Raw genomic sequence first — 21,063 nt, forward strand, 5'->3', positions numbered from 1 at the left:
GCCTCATATCTCTGGTGTCATTCCATGCAAATATAATATTCCGCGCCGCATTTAGATCCATATTATTTACAACCTTAATAAATCTTTCAGTTGACTTATGCGATCTGGCAATTGCAAAATCATAATGTGTTGTCAGTTTACTTTTCCCTGTAAGGCAGATATTGTCAATATACCGCACATCATGTAAATCAAAGAATTTTTGTACATCCTCTAAGAACACCGCCTGGATATTGCTTCTTGACAGATAAAACATATCACTGACTTTAATCATACATTGTGCCAGCATGTGTTTTTTTAACGGAAGATCACCATCAGTACAATTCACCGTCAGTTCACCATCATCTGTTTTTGTTACTCCATATGCTGATATAATAGACTCCAGAATCATTTTTCTTCTGGTACTGCCAGAAAAATCAAATCCGCCCAACTGCAGGTCTCCTATCGTTGCTCCATCATCGGTTATGGTATATGTCTCATTTCCGTTATTAATAATGTACATTTCTATATGATCGTTATTCCGATCCAAAAAAGGCAACGTCATGCGAGATGTTGTTTCATTCACTCTAAACTGATCAATATTTTGTTTTAACCACTCTACATATATTTTCCCAAAATCCATATCTGTCTTTGCTTTCATCATATCACACCCTGCACATTATCTATAGATATATTGCAATACTCACAGAACCTTAAAAAAACGGTCATAAAATCAATACCACCCTGGTCCAGCTTTACAGGCATAATTGTTTCCAGGTCATATGCCCATGGAAGATTTCCCGTATCATGATCCGTTTCCCGGTAAATATGTATATGATTTCTGGAAGTCATAGTTCCATCCGGATTACGATGTGGTGGTGAATCTATATCAACCCGGTCAAAGAATTTCGAATTCACCATTTCCCGGCAAATCAATATTGTCCTTTACAAATATTTTTGTCAATGCCATCAGTTTGTCAAAATCTGAGTTTGTCATATCCGCATCATCCTTTGAGCTTTTATCAATCATATCATATTCTGATTGAGTTGAATATTACTTTATCTGTATTTTTATATTGCCAACATAGATTTCATTAAAGTATGAAACTATTCCATTAAAATCGGGGAGCATTTCTGCGAATATAAATGCAGAAATGCTCCCCAAACACATCAGCTAAATCCACCCGTCACTCAGTGATATCTTCTTAAAACCACACCGGCGCTGCTACTACTTCTCCGCTCATGGTATACAGCACGCCGCCCACGCTGTAGTAATTCGGATTCCCCGGCGCAGCCTCGATATACATCAGACTTCCCAGTCCATCGAATGCACCCGGTCCAATGTAAGTGATGTTGGCCGGAATATAGACTTCCGTGATCAGACCGGCTACCGAACTCAGTGCTCCGGCTTCGATCCCGGTACAGGCCGCATCTGACGGCAGCGCAAAGATTCCGTCTATCACGCTTCCGCCGGCACAGGAAATGATATGTCCGGCATCATTACAGGCAAACCCGTCCAGTTCCCGCCAGCCGGCGTATACTTCCAGCACCGCAGCATCCGCACCTGCATAATCTTCCGGGTTCACTCCTGTAAATGGAACAGTACATCCCGCATCCAAATACCAGCCGTCAAACACCTTGCCAGGCCGGAACGGCACACTCCATCCCTCTGCCGAAACCGCATCCATGGATTCTGTCATAGTGGAAAGCGCCGGTTCGCCGCCGTTACCGTTCAAATGGATAGTCAACGTCTCCGGAATCACTGCAGCTCCCGGCGTATCTGTGGTTCCAGGCGTATCCGTAGCGTCCGGTACAACTGTGGTTCCAGGCGTGTCCGTAACGCCCGGTGTCGTAATATCTTCCGTTGGGGTTATCACATCCGGAACAACTGCATCTGGTGTTGTCACCGTTGGCGCTGTTGCCGTCGGCGCTGTTACTGCCGATATTGCCTCTGCAGATGATGTCTTCGCTGGCGCCGGCGTTACAGCCGGCTCCGCCGTCATTGATCCCGCCTCAACCAGCAGGTTTTCTTCCGGAAGATTCAGCGCTTTCGCCAGGTTGACAGCCGTCAGCACATCCTCGATCGCAAGACTGTTTCCCGCGACATCCGGAAGCACATCCGCTCTCTCCCGCACACTCCAGGAATCTTTCGTATCCACTGCCACTACATTCTCAAAACTTTCCGCCGTAAAGGCAAGACTAATGATAAGCAATACCGCCAGCAGGATATAGCAGATCCTTTTCCGTATCTCTTCAATATCAATCTCTGATCTCGATAATCCAAGCACCATTTCCATAACTTCCCACCTCGCTTTTCTTCTATTATAAGCGGAAGTTGCGACAAATAAAAGTGGCATATTGACACATTTTATTCTGTTGGGTACACCCTGATTGCCGATTTGGGACACCGTAAAACGCAATTTGGGACGTAGACCTTTGCAAAAGGTCTACGTCCCAAACGTTACCTCACAGACTTTCTTTTTTCATACACCCAATATCCAACACCGCTCACTGCCAGCAGCATCATTACGATCCAGAGTCCGATAGGGCTCTCGTCGCCTGTCTTTGGCGCTGCTTTTGTATCGGTGGTTTTTGTATCACCGGAAGGCGCCGCAGATGGTGTCTGTGAATCTTTTCCAGAATCTGTTGTCTGGCTGTTCTGGCCGTTATTCTGTATCAGATTTCCTGTCTGATTCTGATTGTTCTGTGTCGTGTTTCCAGATTGATTCTGATTATTCTGTGTTGTGTTTCCTGTCTGGTTTTGTCCGTTCTGGCTTGTATTTCCAGACTGGTTCTGATCATCCGAAGGGGAATTCGGCTGATTCGTATCGGTAACTGCAGAGTTACTATTTCCGCCAGCGCCGGTGCCGCCATTATTTACCGGCGGGTTGGGCTGGCTATTATCCGGTTCTTCTGCCGGTGGATTTGGCTGGCTATTATCCGGTTCTTCTGCCGGCGGGTTGGGCTCACTGTTATCCGGCTCTTCTGCCGGTGGATCGTTCAGCGCCACCACGTACGGTGAAAATCCTGTCGTCTCGATAACCGCCTGTCCGTCTTTTACGTCCGGATCATAGGTCTCCATGAAAGCCTCCCCGTCTTTTTCTGTATAATGAAGGACGATAATTTTCTGTCCCTCATATGCTTTATCTATCGGGAAGGCGAGTTCTACGCTCTGGCCTTCTTCCAGTTCCTGGCTGATAGTAATATCATATACGCCAAGAATGGTATGGCCTTTCACCGGCTCTGTATAAACGGCATACTGTTCGGATTCCTCCGCCACCTGATTTACGGCTACTGTTGTGCCCTGATCCAGTTCGCCTTTAACCGAAATGCCAGTCGTCTCATCCTTTACTGTTTCTATGACAGGTTCTGATACCTCTGGTGTCTCCGGTTCTGTCGGCTCGCCAGGCTCTGTCGGCTCAACAGGTTCTGTCGGCTCAACGGGTTCTGTCGGCTCTTCCACCGGAACTACGGTAACGACTGCCTCGGCTTTCTTTGCCGGATCTGCAGCTGATGTTACGGTAACCGTCAATGTCTGTGCCGTCTCATCTGCTCCGATTTCCAGTTTTCCGTTTTCGTCAATTTTGGTGTCTGCGCTTACGGCTCCGGCAACGCTCCAGGTCACTTCTTTAGAGAAATCTCCGGTACCGGTCACAGCCACGCCAAAGGTCAGGCCTTCTCCCGGCTGCAGTTTTGCTTCGGCCGGATTTACAGCAACGGATTCCACGGTTGCCGGTTCTGTTACGGTGACAGCCTGCTCTGCTGTTTTGGTAACATTTTCTGCTGTGTAGCTGACCGTAACACTGGTCATGCCGGTCTGCATGGTTCCCGCACTGTAGGTGACGTCTTTCGTTACGTCTGTTTCCGACCCATCGCTCCATTTTGCAGCTACGGAAATACCGGCGGGATCAAAATTTTCTCCTGCGGTGTAGGATGTTTTTGCCGGCGCCTGTTTGATCTCGATGGAAGATAATTCTTTCTTTACTTCGACATTGGCGCCCTGGCTCACTACAGATACATAATCTGCAGATATGTAAGCATACATCTGGTCATAATTATAATTGCCCTGTTTTTCGACTACGCTGCTGCGGTCTCCATTTAACACAGCGTCACTCTGGATCCGGTAAAATCCGTTCTCTGCTATGGTGTTCTGGATCAACACTGCGTAATTTGCCCATCCTCCGGTCTTATAAAGCAATGTTCCGGATGCACTGGCAGCATTTCGAACATTTACATTGTTATGACTGGTATTAACCGTGTCTTTGATTCCCAGGGAATATTTGTAAGCATCTCTCATGCCTGCGTTACGGTCCAGGGACCAGAGCAGATTCGCGTTTCTTTCACCCCAGTATGGATCCGAGGCATAGCTTACATTGATACCGCTGCCCTTATTCCCGAGAAAACCGCCTTTGTATCTCCAGTCGTTGGGGAACAGATATCCTCTGGACATCCATCCGTCCGCATACTGGCGGATACATTCCTGCGGACTTGCATAGGTAGAAGCACTGGTACCCGGTGAAGTATCAACCGCATTCAGGCCGAATAGATTGTTCTTTTCCATAGCAATAGAACTCTTTCCCCAGCCGCTTTCGTTTGCTCCGATACATGCCATAATCATGGCGTTGACACCAGAAGTGTTCTGCCCGGAAATCAGGAAGTCACCGACATTATACATCTTCGAAGATGATCCGGCTCTGGGATTAATCATCCCGTTCAGATCTGCCGCACTATAGCTGGTTTCGCTTCGCAGCGGCAAATACTGAAAATAATTATAGTAGGGACTGTCTGGATTCACCGAATGGGAGCGTGTTTCACTCCGGTAATCATCCAGCATCACTGCATAATCTGTATAAAAATAATGCCCGTCATAACTGTAATAAGTGGTTCCACTCGACAGATATGATGGAGCATTTCCGTTGTCAAGAGTCGTCGCATGTCCCGGTGTGGTCATGTCCTGAGTAACATAATGCAGAAGCTTTCCATTTGATACTTTATAACAGCTGTAAGACTTCGCATCAGACAGGTTGATGACCTGTACCTCACTTGCCGCCACCTCGCCTACAACGCCGGAAAGCATGAATCTGACTTTCCCGTCATAGGTTCCCAGGTATGCCGCATCCGCACCATATGCGCCGTTGGTATATCCGGCGACGCCGGTGTGGTATTCTTTGTAACTGGTGGTTGCATTTCCCTTTGTCCGGAAATTTACAACCTGAATACTCGACGTTCTTGAGAATAATCGCATTTTCGGCTGCTGTACCGTACCCTCTGAATCATCCACCTCGTAGATATTACCGTTCTCGTCCATTCCGGTAACTTCTTCGAGACGCTGAGGGTTCTCATCCTGTAATGCTGATCCTGCAGACGCCTGCTCCCCTTGCGTTTCTTCTGCATGGCTCTCGAACACTGCCGCACCTGAAATGGTCAGGCAGAAGAAAAGAGCCGGTATCAGCAATTTTCGTATCTTATTCACTCACTCCTCCTTTTCTTTCCCCTTATTGAATAATAAAGATACCGATACAGCTTAAACATAACATAGATTGACAGAATATGCAATTATTGTATGAAAATTTCCAACAACTTCCTGTAACGGGTACACCCTGATTGCCGATTTGGGACACCGTAAAATGCAATTGGGGACGTAGACCTTTGCAAAAGGTCTACGTCCCCTGTTAGCAACTTAACAATCATTCCCCGAGCCCGTCTCTGACGGCTTCCAGCATGGCCGCCATGGCTTCTTCTTCGTCTTCGCCTTCGCACACCAGGGTGATCTCGTCCCCCATCTTGATGCACGCGCCGAGCACGCTCAGCACGCTTTTGGCGTTGGCGGACACGTCATCGTACTCAAAGGTTACGCGGCATTTGTATCTGCTGGCCACATTGCAGAAGATTCCTGCAGGGCGCAGATGCAGTCCGGTTGGATTTGTGATGGTCACTGTTTGCCGAAGCATGATCGAACCTCCTGTATTATTCTGTCTGTTTCTGAACGGCGTTGTTCCTGCCGTTCTCGTCTTCTGTGCTGTTTGACTTCTGCCGCAGGATGATCTCTACATCGGCTTCGCTTGCCAGTGTACAGTCTTCCGGCAGATCTACGTTCAGCGGCACGGTATAGGTGCCTGTGCTGGTGTAGTTTTTCAGGTCTATGGACACCTTCTTTGCCAGTGTCAGGCTCTGAAGGGTTTCTTCCGGTCCCCGGATCTGCAGTTCCAGATCTACGGTGGTCCCGTAGCTTACTTCCAGGTTGCTGGCCAGGTTGCTGACTACGATGGAGTTGGTGGACACTTCGAATACCTGGGCTCCCGGCTGGTTGACCGGGATCGTCACTACGACGTTGTTGGCGTTTGGATCTACCAGTGTCACGCCGTCCGGAAGGTATTTCGTGATATCTACGGTGCGTTCTGTTCTTTCGGTCAGCCCTGCCAGTTCCAGTTCGCTCTCCGGGATCTGGATCTCGTCCAGTTCTTTCATGGCGTCTTCATCGCCGGACAGCAGCACCTCCTGCGGCTCGCAGCTGATCTCGCCGATGCTGTATCCTTCTGCCGCCGAGATGCCGGATGTATCGATGTCGATCGGCACATTTTTGGTCTGATAGAGTTCTACTTCTACGGATACTCCTTCGTCTCCCAGATTGTTTACCAGAAGTGTCTGGTCGATCACGTTATTATTTACATCGTATAAGATCAGGTTTGCTTCCAGCTCTGCATTTTCTGACAGTCCGGATACGTCTACTTCCGCGCAGACTCTGTTGATGCTGTTGAGCACGCTCTTTGGTCCGCGGATGGTCACGCCCTCCGGATCCGCCCGCAGGTTGCCGATCACATAGCCTTCCCGCACGGTTCCGATGGTGGTCGGAGTGATCGGGAAGTTATTTCTGGCCTCTTCCTCGATCTTCACCTGAAGATTCCGTGGAGTCGAATAAGCTTCCTCGTAGCTGTGTCCTTCTATGGTCACCTTGATCGGCACCTGGGTGCCGAGGGTCAGTTCCCGCATATCTGCCACAGCATGGATATCATCCGCTGTGATCCGGCTCAGCTCCTGCCTTGTGGCGGTAACCGTCACGTTCACCTGCTGGGTTCCGTCCAGGATCTGGTACGTGCGGTTGCTGGCCGTCACGATATCATCGTTTACCACCGTTACCGGGATATCTGTAAATGTGCGGTCTGTGACCGGATTATCGATATTCACCACCAGGAACCACAGGGTAACTGCGGCCAGGAAGGCTAATATCTTAAGGCCGAGATTATTCATCAGTTCTTTTCTCATTCTTGCGCCTTCCTTTCCAAAACTTATGCAGTTTTCCTTCTTCTTTTTTCGGTGCCTGGATCTCCGTCAGCATCTTCCGCAGCTCGTCTTCTTTGATGTCACGGTAAAGTTTCCCGCCAAGGGCCGCAGAAACGGCGCCGGTTTCCTCTGACACCACGATGACCAGCGCGTCGCTGACCTCACTCATGCCAAGAGCCGCCCGGTGTCTGGTTCCCAGATCCTTGCTGATACTCATGTTATCCGAAAGGGGCAGATAGCAGGTAGCGGACACGATCCTGTCTCCGCGCACGATAATGGCTCCGTCATGCAGCGGAGTATTATGCTCAAAAATGTTGATCAGCACCTGGCTGGACACCAGACAGTCCAGCTGGATGCCGGTACTTTCATATTCTGTCAGCCGGATGGCCTGTTCCACCACGATCAGCGCGCCCGTCTTCACTCTGCCCATGGCATAGGAGGCGCGGATCATGCCTTCCCTGGTCTCCTCGCTGAAATTCGCCTTCTCTTTATTTCCCTCAAAGGGCACCACAGATACCAGGAATTTCCGTTCTCCCAGTTTCTCCAGACCTCTCCTAAGTTCCGGCTGGAAAACCACGATGGCCGCCGTTGCCATGACGGTCACCAGATTCTCGGCAATAAACAGAATGGTATGCATATTAAAAATAACCGCAAGAAGGATGAACACTGCAAGAACGAGGATTCCCCGCAGCAGCATCCAGGCTTTGGTATTTTTAATCCAGACGATGATCTGGTAGATCAGAAAAGTCAGAATGAGCACTTCGATAACATCTGTCACCTGTATGCTGGGAAAATAGAAATCCAGCGCATACCGGTCCAGAATTCCCCTGATCATGTGTCCCATCTTTTCACCCCTCTTTCTGCTGATCGTTCCTGTTTATTGAACTTACTGACTGATCTTGATGAATCTTGCTTATTTATCTTTCTTAAATTCCTCTTTCAGGCTCCGGGTCAGAAGCATATTGTCTACGTCCTGATCCTTCATGTGCCGTCTCTTCTTTGCCTGTCTGCGGACCTCTTCCGCATCAATGATCTCGGTCTCCTGCCGTTCGTTGATGCGTTTCACCGTTTTCTCAGGAGCAGCAACGGAGATCTTTGGAACTGCTTTCACATAATAATAGTATTCGTCATCTTCGTACTGAAGATTCTCGCTTCTTGCATAATCTACGGTAAAGAAGAAAAGTTCCAGAACCAGTCCGATCACGACTGCCGCGATACTTCCGGCGATCATCGGGCCGTAGGAAGTATGTACGCCAAAGGCAATGTCGCCCACGGCGATCACGATGATATTGGCTACCGCGCCTGCTACGATCGCGATCTTCCATGCATGGTCCATCGCCTGGCGGCGCAGGGTATATACGACAAAGCAGCAGATGATAAATGCGGCGATCACGATCCACATTTCTTTATTCTGGAACACCTGCTTGAGGCAGCCGGGGATCTGTGTCATCAGATCTGCGCTCCCTTCCAGCGAGGAAACATTTTCCCGCACATATTCCAGCAGGTAAAATACGATCGTTCCGCAGGTCATGGCGATAACGCTGACCGGAGAAAGCACCAGGCCGCAGGCAACCGGGATCACGTAGGGGATCTTCAGGAAAAATGCCAGCGGGGTCAGAAGGACCAGAAGCGCCATCTTCGGCGTGAGCCTGAGATAAAAGATATACAGTACCAGAAATACTAGCGCTGTTACTATCAGAATTCCCAGAGATACGGCAAACATGTGGGCCAGGATCAGCACCGTTGCCGCCAGTACGGTAAACCCAAGCGGCAGGAAGGTACAGATAATCGCCAGTCCCAGCGCAGCTACCGGCGAAGCCAGCGCGTCCATGAATCCCACATTGTGATTGATGAGGGCAAACGCCGCCAGCGCCAGAATGAACTGTCCCGTTTTATTGATGATCCTGGAATGCCGGGCGTACAGCTCCTGTATTTTTTCACGATATACATAGATTGTATCCATTTGTCTATCTCCTTTTTCTCTTCATCTATTCCTGTAAATCCTGTGAATCCTGCGAATCATTTCTGCCGTACATCTTCAGAAGACGGGTCAGGTCATGATTGTACTTCTTCACTCTTTGTCTGGAGTTTTTATGCTTCTTATTGTAAATATGACTGGCGATCATCAGGTAAATGATCACCACAGCCAGCCAGCCTACGACCGCCATGCCGCCCATGAGTACCATAACCGCCATGGACATATGGCCCAGAAGACTGTCAAGACCTGCCAGCACTGCCATGGCCACCACACAGATGTAGCCGATGGTCACCCAGATAAAGGCGCACAGCATGTGAAGGCTGACATAATCCTTGCGGTAGTACGCGCTGATCTTAAAATCTTCCTTCCCTTCTGTCTCCTCATATAAGGCCAGCCGGGTCATCAGTTTCACTTTTCTCTCATCTAACATAATACACCTCAAATGTCTTACTGACTTCTAAACATCATTTTCAGTATAACAAATATCCTTATCCTTGTCCAATACTTATCGTTAAAAAGTAGACTTTTTGAACGCCTGCCGCCCTGAGTGCTTTTGCGGCCGCATCCATGGTATTTCCGGTGGTGTAGATATCGTCGACGAGGAGTACGGTCCGGACCGGCCGGAAGTTTTTTGAAACGGTAAATGCACCTGTGATATTTCTTCTCCGGTCCTGCCTTCCCAGCCGTTTCTGGGCGGTCGTATCCCGGGTTCTTACAAGGGCCTCTTTGTCCGCAGAGATCCCCAGGCGCCGGCTCAGATCCTCTGCCAGGAGGGCAGCCTGATTAAAGCCTCTCTTTCGGAGACGCTTTTTATGAAGGGGGACGGGAACGAGCAGATCCGGCCTCCACCTGGCAATCTGCTGCCCGAATCCTTTGCTCATTTCTTCTGCATAAAAATGGGAAAATCTACGCTGATTGTGATACTTGAACTGATAGACAGACCAGGGCACCGGCTTTTTGTGAAGCCAGAGACTTACTCCCTGATCAAAAGAACGGCGGACCTCCATGCAGTCCCGGCAGTATTCCTGTTCCGGAGAACGGACCGGCCTGCCGCACTGCATACACCGGGGCTCCCGGATGACCAGCCGGTCCACGGCTTTGCGGCATGCCGGGCAGATGCCCTGCCGGCTGGCTTTTCCGCAGAACGGGCAGATTTCCGGCCACAGAAGCTCAGCAAGAAAGGCAGCCGCCTTTCCGGAGATCTCCGCCACGTGATTCCATATTTTTTTCATATTTTACATCTTTCCAAATGAATGGCGCGGATCTTCGGATTACTGGAATTCCCGGATCCGCTCGGCAAGGCTGGTGTTGCGTTTCTGATCCTGGTTGTTCTGGATCATTTCCTGAAAAACAGCCTCGCTTCCTACAAGAGTGACACATTTTTTTGCCCGGGTCACAGCGGTATAAAGAAGGTTCCGGTGATACAACTGTCTGGGACCTTTCAGCAGCGGGATCACCACAGCCGGATATTCGCTTCCCTGGGCCTTATGTACGGTGATGGCGTAGGCCAGTTCCAGTTCGTCGGCCAGACTGTAGGGGTAAGTCACCTGCCGGTGTTCGTCGTATTCTACGGTAATGGTTTCCTGATAGGGGTTGATCTCCCGGATCACTCCCATGTCCCCATTGAAAATCCCCTGCCCTTTGTCAATGGTCAGGCCGTATCTGGTCCGGATCTCCCACTCCAGCTGGTAATTATTTTTGATCTGCATCACCTTATCCCCCTCCCGGAACAGGTGCTCGCCCCATTCTCTCTCCTGTTTTTCCGGAGCGGGCGGGTTCAGGTACTGCTGCAGGATCTTGTTCAGACGCTCCACGCCCAGAAGGCCTTTACGCATGGGGGTGAGCACCTGAATATCATAGGTGTCTGCCTCCACGTATGAAGGCAGTTTTTTCTGGATCAGGGTCAGGATGACGCTGATGATCACGTCTGCCTCCTGCCGTTTCAGGAAAAAGAAATCCCGGCTCTGATTGTCCAGAACCACCGGTTCTCCCCGGTTGATCTTGTGGGCGTTTACCACGATGTCACTTTCGCCTGCCTGCCGGAAGATCTTGGTCAGCATCACCACAGGGAAGCAGCCGGATTCAATGATATCCTTAAGGACGCTTCCGGGTCCCACGCTGGGCAGCTGGTTCTGGTCTCCCACCAGGATCAGCCGGGTGCCGGGCAGCACGGCTTTGAGAAGCGCGTTCATCAGGGGCAGATCCACCATGGACACCTCGTCAATGATGAGGACGTCTGTATCCAGGGGATTTTCTTCATTTCTCTGGAACCCGCCTTCTCCTTCGCCCTCCGGGCCTCCGCTTACTTCCAGAAGCCGGTGGATGGTGGACGCCTCATATCCGGTGGCCTCTGTCATCCGTTTGGCCGCTCTTCCGGTAGGCGCGGCCAGAAGGATCGTCATGCCCTCGCTTTCAAAGAAACGGATCATGGCATTGATGGTGGTGGTCTTTCCGGTTCCCGGTCCTCCGGTCAGCACCAGGATCCCCCGTTTTACCGCTTCAGTCACTGCCTTTTTTTGCATCTCGTCCAGGCACAGTCCGGTGTGATCTTCGATTTTTTCCAGACGCTCCAGAAGCAGGTCTTCAGGAACCGTCTGAGACACATTCAGGTCATGGAGCATTTTTGCAGTCTGCAGCTCCATGTAATAAAAATGGGATGCATAGACCCGGACGCCGTCTTCTGCCTCTTTTACCACGATCTTTCTTTCCATGGCCAGGTCCATCAGGTAATTTTCAATATGGCTGATCTCTACTTCCAGAAGCCTGCCGGCCCGCCATAAAAGGGCGTCCTGCAGTAAATAGATGTGCCCCTCTGCAATGCTCTGCATCAGGGTATAAAAGATACCGCTGCGGATCCGGTAATCCGAATCGGTGTGGATCCCTACTTTGGCCGCGATCTCATCGGCGGTCTTAAAACCGACGCCCGCCACATCATCAGCCAGCCGGTAGGGGTTTTCCTCGATCACCCGGTAGATGTTCCGCCCGTAATGCTGATAGATCTTTGCCGCAAGGGTGGCGGAAATACCATATTTCTGCAGGTACAGCATGGCCTGGCGCATATCCTTTTTTTCCTCCGCCTGTACGGCGATCTCCCGTGCCTTCCGTTCGCTGATCCCTTTGATCTCCGCCAGACGCTCCGGCTCTTCTTCGATGATGCGGAACGTGTCTTCTTTGAACTTTTTAACGATCCGACCGGCCAGGGCCGCCCCCACGCCTTTGATGGCGCCGGAGCCCAGATACCGCTCGATCGAAACCAGATCCTCCGGTTCGCACACCTGAGAGGTCTTCACAGAAAACTGAAGACCATAAAGTTTATGCGTGGTATACTCCCCCTCCATCTCCAGCAGCTCGCCTTCCTCGATGAAGTGGAAATTTCCCACGCAGGTCACTTCTCCATCGTCGTTATTCAGATGAAATACTGTATATCCGTTATCGTCATTGCGGAATACAATGTGTTCTACATATCCTTTGATCTTATCCATCAGTACTCTTTCCGCCCGCCTGAAAATTCTACAAACTGCCCGGTGCCGATGGCAACCACCTGCATCGGTTCTTCTGCCGTCATGGTATTAATGCCTGTCCGTTCTTCGATCAATTCTTCCAGTCCCCGAAGCATGGAGCCTCCTCCGGTGAGCATGATCCCCCGGTCCAGGATATCCGCGGACAATTCCGGCGGCGTGCGTTCCAGAACACTGATGACCGCCTCCACGATCTGTCCGGTAGGCTCTCTTAAGGCTTCCTCTGTCTCGGATGAGGTAACGGTCACGGTCTTGGGAAGGCCGGTAACCAGATTTCTTCCCCGGACTTCCATGGACTCCTCATCGATCAGCGGATAGGTGGTGCCGATCTTGATCTTAATGTCTTCTGCGGTCCTCTCCCCGATCAGCAGGTTGTGTTTTTTCCGCATAAACCGGACGATGGCCTCGTCAAAATCGTCTCCAGCCAGCTTCAGGGAGGTGTTCACCACCGTGCCGCCAAGGGAGATCACTGCAATATCCGACGTGCCGCCGCCGATGTCTACGATCATATTGCCGCAGGGCTTGGAGATATCGATCCCTGCTCCAATGGCCGCAGCCACCGGTTCCTCGATCAGATTCACTTCTCTGGCCCCGGCTGCGTACGCTGCTTCCTCCACCGCTTTTCTCTCTACCTCGGTGACGCCGCTTGGCACGCAGATGCTGATGCGGGGCTTCTTAAAGGTACGTTTCCCCAGAGCCTTCTGGACGAAATATTTGATCATCTTTTCCGTAACGGTATAATCCGAAATGACACCCTGGCGCAGAGGACGCACCGCGATGATATTTCCCGGCGTCCTTCCCAGCATCAGCCGGGCCTCCTCCCCGATCGCCTTGATCGCGTTCGAATCCCGGTCGTAGGCAACCACGGAAGGTTCTTTTAAGATCACGCCTTTTCCTTTGACATAAACCAGGACGCTGGCAGTTCCCAGATCGATCCCTATATCTGCTGACATCCTTATTCCCCTTTCGTCATCATACTGTCTCGCTCTCTTTTGTGCACGTACCATTATAATCAAATTTCCGAAAAATGGAAAGACTTATTTCCTTAATTCTTTGGAAAGCATCGGCCGGATCCGACACTATTTTTTCAGAGCAGCGTCGATATACCTGCCGGTATAGGACACCGGATTTGCCGCCACTTCTTCGGGCGTTCCCTGGGCGATCACGGTTCCGCCCTTCTCTCCGCCTTCCGGCCCGATGTCTATGATATAGTCGGCGGTTTTGATCACATCCAGGTTGTGCTCGATCACGATCACGGTGTTGCCGTCCGCGGACAGGCGGTGCAGGATCTCGGTCAGCTTGTGCACATCTGCGAAATGAAGGCCCGTGGTGGGCTCATCCAGGATATAAATGGTCCTGCCGGTGCTTCGTTTGCTAAGCTCCGCCGCCAGCTTGATCCTTTGCGCCTCTCCGCCTGACAGGGTGGTAGACGGCTGCCCCAGACGGATATAGGACAGTCCTACGTCATATAAGGTCTCCATTTTTCTCCGGATGCTCGGCACATGTTCGAAGAAATGCAGAGCCTCTTCCACTGTCATATTTAACACATCATAAATGCTTTTTCCTTTGTATTTGACTTCCAGTGTTTCCCGGTTATAACGCTTCCCTTTACACACCTCGCAGGGCACGTAAACATCCGGCAGGAAATGCATTTCAATCTTCAGGATCCCGTCTCCGCTGCAGGCTTCGCATCGTCCGCCTTTGACATTGAAACTGAACCGGCCTTTCTGATAGCCTCTTGCTTTGGCGTCCGGCGTGGCAGCGAACAGTTCCCGGATCAGATCAAAGACTCCGGTATAGGTGGCCGGATTGGATCTGGGCGTCCGCCCGATGGGGGACTGGTCAATATTGATAACCTTGTCCAGCTTTTCCAGCCCCTGGATGTCCTTATGTTTTCCGGGGATCACTCTGGCCCGGTTCAGGTCTCTTGCCAGGCGTTTGTAAAGAATTTCGTTTACAAGTGAAGATTTTCCTGACCCGGACACGCCGGTCACACAGGTCATAACCCCCAGAGGAAATTTAACGTCAATATTTTTCAGATTGTTTTCCCTTGCCCCTGTCACCTTCAGCCAGCCGGTGGGTTTTGCCCGGTGGTCCGGCACCGGAATTTTAATCCTTCCACTTAGGTATGCGCCGGTAATGGAATTTTTATTCGCCATAATTTCTTTTGCCGTGCCTTCTGCCACCACTTCTCCGCCGTGTTCGCCGGCGCCCGGGCCGATATCCACGATATGGTCCGCCTCCAGCATGGTGTCCTCGTCATGCTCTACCACGATCACGGAGTTGCCCAGATCCCGCAGATGCTTCAGGGTGGCAAGGAGCTTATCGTTGTCCCGCTGGTGAAGACCGATGCTTGGCTCGTCCAGAATATACGCCACGCCCACCAGACCGGAGCCGATCTGGGTGGCCAGTCGGATCCTCTGTGCCTCTCCGCCTGAGAGGGTGCCGGTGGCACGGGCCAGGGTCAGATAATCCAGGCCCACATCCATGAGAAACTGAATCCTTGCCTTGATTTCTTTCAGAATCTGGCCGCCGATCATCATCTGGTGCTTATTCAGCTTCAGCTTATCCAGGAATTTCTGCAGACGTTCCACAGAAAGAGCCGTTACTTCCGCAATATTCTTACCGCCCACCGTTACCGCCAGGGCGCCCGGCTTCAGCCTCTGCCCTTTGCAGGCGTGGCAGGGCGTGATCCGCATGAATTCTTCGTATTCTGCCTTCATGGTCTCGGACGCTGTCTCACGGTAGCGCCGCTCCACATTTTTCAGCAGGCCTTCAAAAGCCACGTCATAGACGCCTTCTCCCCGCTGTCCCCGGTAGTAAACCTTGACTTCTTTCCCGCCGGTGCCGTGTATGATCACATCCTGGATCTTTTTCGGGTATTTGCCAAAGGGCGTGTCCAGGGAAAATTTGTATTCTTTGCTCAAAGCGTCCAGGATTGCATAGGTAAAACTCTTGGGATCCGTACAGGACTGCCAGCCCATTACCGTAATGGCGCCCTCCCGGATACTTAATGATTTATCCGGAATGATCAGGTCGATGTCAAATTCCATCTTATATCCCAGGCCGAAGCACTCTGGACATGCGCCAAAGGGGTTATTAAAGGAAAAGCTTCTGGGCTCAATCTCTTCAATGCTGATGCCGCAGTCCGGACAGGAAAAACTCTGACTGAACTGGATCGGCTCTCCATCGATCACATCCACGATCAGTAGGCCTTCCGCCAGTCCCAGCACCGTCTCAATGGAATCGGTAAGCCGCTGTTCGATGCCTTCTTTTACCACCAGACGGTCTACAATGATCTCAATGTTGTGCTTGATATTTTTGTCCAGCTGGATCTCCTCGGACAGTTCATAGAGATTGCCGTCCACCCGCACCCGGACATAGCCGCTCTTCTTGGCCCGGTCCAGAAGCTTGGCGTGGGTCCCTTTCCGTCCCCGGACCACAGGCGCCAGCAGCTGGATCCTGGTCCGCTCCGGCAGTTCCATGATCTGATCCACCATCTGATCTACCGTCTGCTTCTTGATCTCTTTACCGCACTTTGGGCAGTGCGGGATTCCCACTCTGGCATAGAGAAGACGGAAATAATCATAGATTTCCGTTACGGTTCCCACCGTAGACCTGGGATTGCGGTTGGTGGATTTCTGATCAATGGAAATCGCCGGAGGCAGTCCTTCAATGCTCTCTACATCCGGTTTTTCCATCTGCCCCAGGAACTGTCTCGCATAGGAGGACAGAGATTCCATATACCGCCTCTGTCCTTCTGCGTAAATGGTATCGAACGCCAGAGAGGATTTACCGGAGCCGGACAGTCCGGTCAGCACCACCAGTTCCTCTCTGGGAATATCCAGATCTATGTTTTTCAGATTGTGCTCGTTGGCGCCTCTGATCTTGATAAAATGCTTTTTCTCTGTATCTTGCATGTGTAATCCTTTCTGTTCTGACATTCTCATTTCTGCATGATTTGTCTGTGTATCCTGTCTGTATTATTCTGCCATCTTTTTCTTGATTTCAACCATCTTGTCACGCAACTCGGCTGCTGCCTCGAAGTTCAGCTCCGCGGCAGCCTTCTTCATCTGCTTTTCCAGATCTTTTGCCAGTTTTTCCAGCTCTTTTTTGCTCATAGATTCCGGATCTTTCTCCATCCGCAGCTCTTCTGCCGCCACTTTTTTGGAGATAGAGATCAGATCCCGGACGCTCTTCTGGATAGTGGTGGGCGTAATGCCGTGTTCTTCATTGTAGGCCATCTGTACAGTGCGCCGGCGCTCCGTCTCCTGAATAGCCAAACGCATGGAATCCGTCATAGTGTCCGCATACATAATGACATGGCCTTCTGAGTTTCGGGCTGCACGTCCGATGGTCTGGATCAGAGAGGTCTCTGAACGCAGGAATCCTTCCTTGTCCGCGTCCAGGATCGCCACCAGGGTGATTTCCGGAATGTCCAGTCCTTCCCGCAGAAGATTGATGCCCACCAGTACGTCGAATACATCCAGACGCATGTCCCGCACGATCTGTGTCCGTTCCAGGGTATCAATATCCGAGTGGAGATATTTCACCCGGATGCCGACTTCACGCATATAATCGGTCAGGTCTTCTGCCATCCGCTTGGTAAGCGTGGTGACCAGAACCTTATGTTTCTTCGCAGTCTCCCGGTTGATCTCTCCGATCAGGTCGTCGATCTGGCCCTCCACCGGACGCACTTCCACCTTCGGATCCAGAAGGCCGGTGGGTCGGATCACCTGCTCCGCCCGCAGAAGTTCATGCTCTTCTTCATAGGGGCCCGGCGTAGCGGATACGAACAGAATCTGATCGATCCGCTGTTCAAATTCATCAAAACTTAAGGGCCGGTTGTCCAGAGCAGAAGGCAGCCGGAAACCATAATCCACCAGTGTCCGCTTTCTGGACTGGTCCCCGTGATACATGCCGCCGATCTGCGGGATCGTCTTATGGGACTCGTCAATGATGATCAGAAAATCATCGGGAAAATAGTCCATCAGGGTGTGGGGCGGCTGCCCCGGCTGTAACCCGGACAGGTGTCTGGAATAGTTCTCAATGCCGGAACAAAATCCGGTCTCTTTTAACATTTCAATATCAAAATGGGTCCGCTCCGCGATCCGCTGGGCCTCCAGCAGTTTGTCTTCGCTTTTAAAATACTGAACCCTTTCTTCCAGCTCTTCTTCAATGGCATCCGCCGCCCGGCGGATCTGCTCTGCCGGCACGACGTAGTGGGAAGCCGGGAAGATGGCCACATGCTCCAGCTCGCCCTTGATCTCGCCGGTGAGCACATCGATCTGGGTGATCCGGTCGATCTCGTCTCCGAAAAACTCCACCCGCACGGCAGTCTCCGCCTCATTGGCCGGGATAATCTCCAACACGTCTCCCCTCACCCGGAAGGTGCCACGCTTAAAGTCCATCTCATTGCGGTCGTACTGAATGTCGATCAGCTGACGCACCACCTCATCCCGGTCTTTTTGCATACCCGGGCGCAAGGAAACCATCATCTTTTCGAAGTTTTCCGGTTCACCCAGACCATAGATGCAGGACACGCTGGATACGATGATCACGTCCCGCCGCTCGATCAGAGAGGCCGTGGCAGACAACCGAAGCTTGTCGATCTCCTCGTTGATGGAAGAATCCTTGGCAATGTAAGTGTCCGAGGAGGGGACGTAAGCCTCCGGCTGGTAGTAATCATAGTAAGAGACAAAATACTCCACGGCATTGTTTGGAAAAAATTCCTTAAACTCACCGTAGAGCTGGGCCGCCAGGGTCTTGTTGTGGGCGATGATCAACGTCGGTTTATTCAGTTGCTGGATGACATTTGCCATCGTGAAAGTTTTACCCGAACCGGTGACGCCAAGGAGGGTCTCACACTGGTTACCTTCCTTGAAGCCTTTGACCAGGTCGGCGATGGCCTGGGGCTGGTCGCCGGTGGGGGCGTATTCTGATACTAATTCAAAATGATCCATGATCTATTTTCTCCTTCTCCTGATGGAAATATCTGGTTCCCTTTATTTTGATGCCTGATATCTTCTCTCACTCGCATCAAAATTCTGTCCAGCAGATTCTGTCCTCTCCATTTATCAATGCTGAGTCTGTCATCATCTTTCATGGAAAGTCCAATCCCCCAGATCCGGTCTTTCACAGCGCACTCTGCAATAATTTCTTCCCCTGTCTTTTCCAGTTTTTCGGCAAGCTCAGGATTCTGGCGGAATTTCTCTAACACACCATTGTAGACAATACCTTCTCTTTCTTTTGTCCAGATTTTGTCATCAAAATTTTGCACAGTCCTTCCCAAAGCTTTTATTTCCGCCACATCATCCGTCTGCAATATCTTTTCTGCAGTTGTCTGAGCTTTGAACAAAATCGCCTTTTCATACATCATATATTGCTCCATAGAAGAAAATGTAATACCGCAAACTGTGAATTCAGATAGAAACCAATTGCTCAAATAGCCATTTTCTTCGTCCGGGTTGTGAAAGCACATCATAGCCGCACCTTCTTCCTGTAGCACTCCAAACTCATTTTCTTAATCCTCTTCACCAGTTATCCTGATTTTTCGAATATCTAAAAAAATCCGTGATCAAATTTACTTTTTTATCTCCATTGTACCAAAAAGTTTCCCCTATTCCAGTTCCAATAACTCTGATATTTTTGAACTGCTGAGTTTTCCTCGGCAGTTTAAATCTTATTTTATATCTTCTTCTAGCCCCTCTAACTCATTTATACTATCAAGGAAATGTTGTTCTACTGAGGATAGCGTATTTTCCTCACTTTTCTTATATTTCTCGTATTCTACATGAGCTTTTTCAAGCGCCTGCTTATGCGTTACACTTCCTTTAGTCTTAAGTATATCTCTTCTTGTCATTTTCAAGTAATCATCTATGGTTTCCAGCCAGTCTTTCATATACATCGGCTCATGATTTAGTGCATGTACCTCCGCAATATCCAGATAAGCAGTAACAATTTTATTTAATGCATCCAATTCGTTTTTATTCAAATAATTTTTTGCAACTTCTACATCTGTTCTTTTTATGGATTTTCCCTGCCAGGAAGTTAATCCCATATGTTCTTTCTCGGCATCCGCTCTTTGATATATCACTTCTGCCGCTGTATGCTTATGTGCCGCCCAATGCATCTTGTTCTGTACCTGCTTAAAGAAAAGAATAGAACTTTCAGCTCTTGGATCATAATCAATACTCGTTGCATAAATCTCCAACACTTTCCGCCAGAAAACCTTTTCTGATGACCGGATATCACGAATACGTTCTAATAATTCGTCAAAATAATTTCCACCACCTAAGCGTTTTAAGCGATCATCATCTAAAGCAAAACCTTTTTGCATATATTCTTTCAAAATATTCGTTGCCCATATTCTAAACTGGGTACCACGCAAAGATTTTACTCTATATCCCACAGATATAATCACGTCTAGATTATAGTAATCCACTTGGTAGGTTTTTCCATCATCGGCAGTATGGGCAAATTTTGCCCATACTGATTCCTTTTTCAATTCTCCCTCTTTAAAAATGTTCCGTATATGCTTTCCTATAACACTTCTGTCTCTTTGAAACAACTCTGCCATCTGCTCTAGAGAAAGCCATACCGTATCGTTTACAAAAGTCGCCTCAATTTTTGTTAAGCCATCTTCTGTAGTATACATTAACAAATTCGATTCCTGCATTCATACTCACCTCTTATTTAGCTGTGCAATGACATTTGCCATCGTAAATTCCCCATGCTTACAAACAAATGTTCTTCTCTCATTTTATCTTATATACTTCATGCCGTCAATCCAATAAAAATCATATTTTGACGGCTGGAATTTCACTTTCTTAAATCCTATCCGTATTTTTATCGGCCGAAACACGGATGCAGAGCCGTTTTTAGCCGCAGAGCGGTATTTCCGGCAAAATTGCACAGCTGAAAAGATTTCCTTCAAACGAAAAAGGCGATCAATCATAATGATAATTAACCGCCTTATAGCTATTCAAAAAAACTATCTAATTTCTCACCTAATTTAGAAGGACAATCTATATTTACTTCATGCCCGGCTCCTAATATAGTTATAAATTCTGCATCAGGTATCAATTCTGCCAATTGCAGGGAAGCAGACCTGTTTACTCTGTCTTTTTCTCCACATACGACTAAAACTTTACAGCGAATATCTCTTAATTGATGTGAAAAATCTAAATCCATCATTGATTTGCATAGACTGATAAAATCTGATTTTTGAAATCCCATCTTTGAAAATTCAGAGTCAGGCATGAGATGAAATAGTACATTTTGCAATTTCAACAATCTTCTGGGCATTTT

At 49.6% G+C, this 21,063-nt stretch carries 17 protein-coding genes; all 17 read right to left on the bottom strand.

Annotation, left to right across the window (positions count from 1 at the left end; all coding sequences use genetic code 11):
* Positions 1-640 (bottom strand): DUF1828 domain-containing protein (locus H6A13_RS06045; RefSeq protein ID WP_204908719.1); only part of this gene is annotated, 640 nt, incomplete at its 3' end.
* Complete coding sequence (locus H6A13_RS13545) at positions 637-897, bottom strand: DUF6978 family protein (RefSeq protein ID WP_420827218.1); 261 nt, start codon at positions 895-897, stop codon at positions 637-639. The genes H6A13_RS13545 and H6A13_RS06045, both read right to left, overlap by 4 nt.
* 284 nt (positions 898-1,181) lie before the next feature.
* A complete protein-coding gene (locus tag H6A13_RS06050) occupies positions 1,182-2,273 on the bottom strand; it encodes an InlB B-repeat-containing protein (protein WP_204908720.1) in 1,092 nt (363 codons plus the stop codon).
* 164 nt (positions 2,274-2,437) lie between these two features.
* On the bottom strand, positions 2,438-5,449 hold the full coding sequence (locus H6A13_RS06055; RefSeq protein WP_204908721.1) for a glucosaminidase domain-containing protein: 3,012 nt from the start codon (positions 5,447-5,449) through the stop codon (positions 2,438-2,440).
* 214 nt (positions 5,450-5,663) lie between these two features.
* Positions 5,664-5,927, bottom strand: coding sequence for an HPr family phosphocarrier protein (locus H6A13_RS06060; RefSeq protein WP_204908722.1), 264 nt, complete (start codon positions 5,925-5,927; stop codon positions 5,664-5,666).
* 16 nt (positions 5,928-5,943) lie between these two features.
* Positions 5,944-7,239: a CdaR family protein gene (locus tag H6A13_RS06065; RefSeq protein ID WP_204908723.1), complete on the bottom strand. Its 1,296-nt coding sequence runs from the start codon at positions 7,237-7,239 to the stop codon at positions 5,944-5,946.
* Positions 7,217-8,101, bottom strand: a complete 885-nt coding sequence (gene cdaA, locus H6A13_RS06070; protein ID WP_204908724.1) for a diadenylate cyclase CdaA — start codon at positions 8,099-8,101, stop codon at positions 7,217-7,219. The genes H6A13_RS06065 and cdaA overlap by 23 nt, the downstream gene beginning before the upstream one ends.
* 69 nt (positions 8,102-8,170) lie before the next feature.
* Complete coding sequence (locus H6A13_RS06075) at positions 8,171-9,220, bottom strand: hypothetical protein (RefSeq protein ID WP_204908725.1); 1,050 nt, start codon at positions 9,218-9,220, stop codon at positions 8,171-8,173.
* Between the two features lie 25 nt (positions 9,221-9,245).
* Positions 9,246-9,665 carry a hypothetical protein gene (locus H6A13_RS06080; RefSeq protein WP_204908726.1) on the bottom strand — a complete coding sequence of 140 codons (420 nt, stop codon included), beginning with the start codon at positions 9,663-9,665 and terminating at the stop codon, positions 9,246-9,248.
* Positions 9,666-9,723: 58 nt separating this feature from the next.
* Positions 9,724-10,467 carry a ComF family protein gene (locus tag H6A13_RS06085; protein WP_204908727.1) on the bottom strand — a complete coding sequence of 248 codons (744 nt, stop codon included), beginning with the start codon at positions 10,465-10,467 and terminating at the stop codon, positions 9,724-9,726.
* A 39-nt stretch (positions 10,468-10,506) separates the two neighbouring features.
* On the bottom strand, positions 10,507-12,717 hold the full coding sequence (gene recD2, locus H6A13_RS06090; RefSeq protein ID WP_204908728.1) for an SF1B family DNA helicase RecD2: 2,211 nt from the start codon (positions 12,715-12,717) through the stop codon (positions 10,507-10,509).
* Positions 12,717-13,706 (bottom strand): rod shape-determining protein, encoded by a 990-nt coding sequence (gene mreB / locus H6A13_RS06095; protein ID WP_204908729.1) that lies wholly within the window; start codon positions 13,704-13,706, stop codon positions 12,717-12,719. Before mreB ends, recD2 begins: the two co-directional genes overlap by 1 nt.
* Before the next feature lie 126 nt (positions 13,707-13,832).
* Entirely contained in the window at positions 13,833-16,673 is a 2,841-nt protein-coding gene (gene uvrA / locus H6A13_RS06100) for an excinuclease ABC subunit UvrA (RefSeq protein ID WP_204908730.1), read from the bottom strand.
* A gap of 63 nt (positions 16,674-16,736) precedes the next feature.
* The gene (gene uvrB / locus H6A13_RS06105; RefSeq protein ID WP_207751852.1) at positions 16,737-18,716 is read right to left on the bottom strand and encodes an excinuclease ABC subunit UvrB; all 1,980 of its coding nucleotides are present in this window, start codon (positions 18,714-18,716) and stop codon (positions 16,737-16,739) included.
* Positions 18,698-19,261: an NADAR family protein gene (locus tag H6A13_RS06110; RefSeq protein WP_338043020.1), complete on the bottom strand. Its 564-nt coding sequence runs from the start codon at positions 19,259-19,261 to the stop codon at positions 18,698-18,700. The genes uvrB and H6A13_RS06110 overlap by 19 nt, the downstream gene beginning before the upstream one ends.
* Positions 19,262-19,435: 174 nt before the next feature.
* Complete coding sequence (locus tag H6A13_RS06115) at positions 19,436-20,431, bottom strand: virulence RhuM family protein (protein WP_204908731.1); 996 nt, start codon at positions 20,429-20,431, stop codon at positions 19,436-19,438.
* Positions 20,432-20,733: 302 nt separating this feature from the next.
* Positions 20,734-21,060 carry an alpha/beta fold hydrolase gene (locus H6A13_RS06120; RefSeq protein ID WP_204908732.1) on the bottom strand — a complete coding sequence of 109 codons (327 nt, stop codon included), beginning with the start codon at positions 21,058-21,060 and terminating at the stop codon, positions 20,734-20,736.
* Positions 21,061-21,063 lie beyond the last annotated feature (3 nt).

The organism is Mordavella massiliensis (assembly GCF_016902415.1).
GTDB lineage: Bacteria > Bacillota > Clostridia > Lachnospirales > Lachnospiraceae > Merdimonas > Merdimonas faecigallinarum.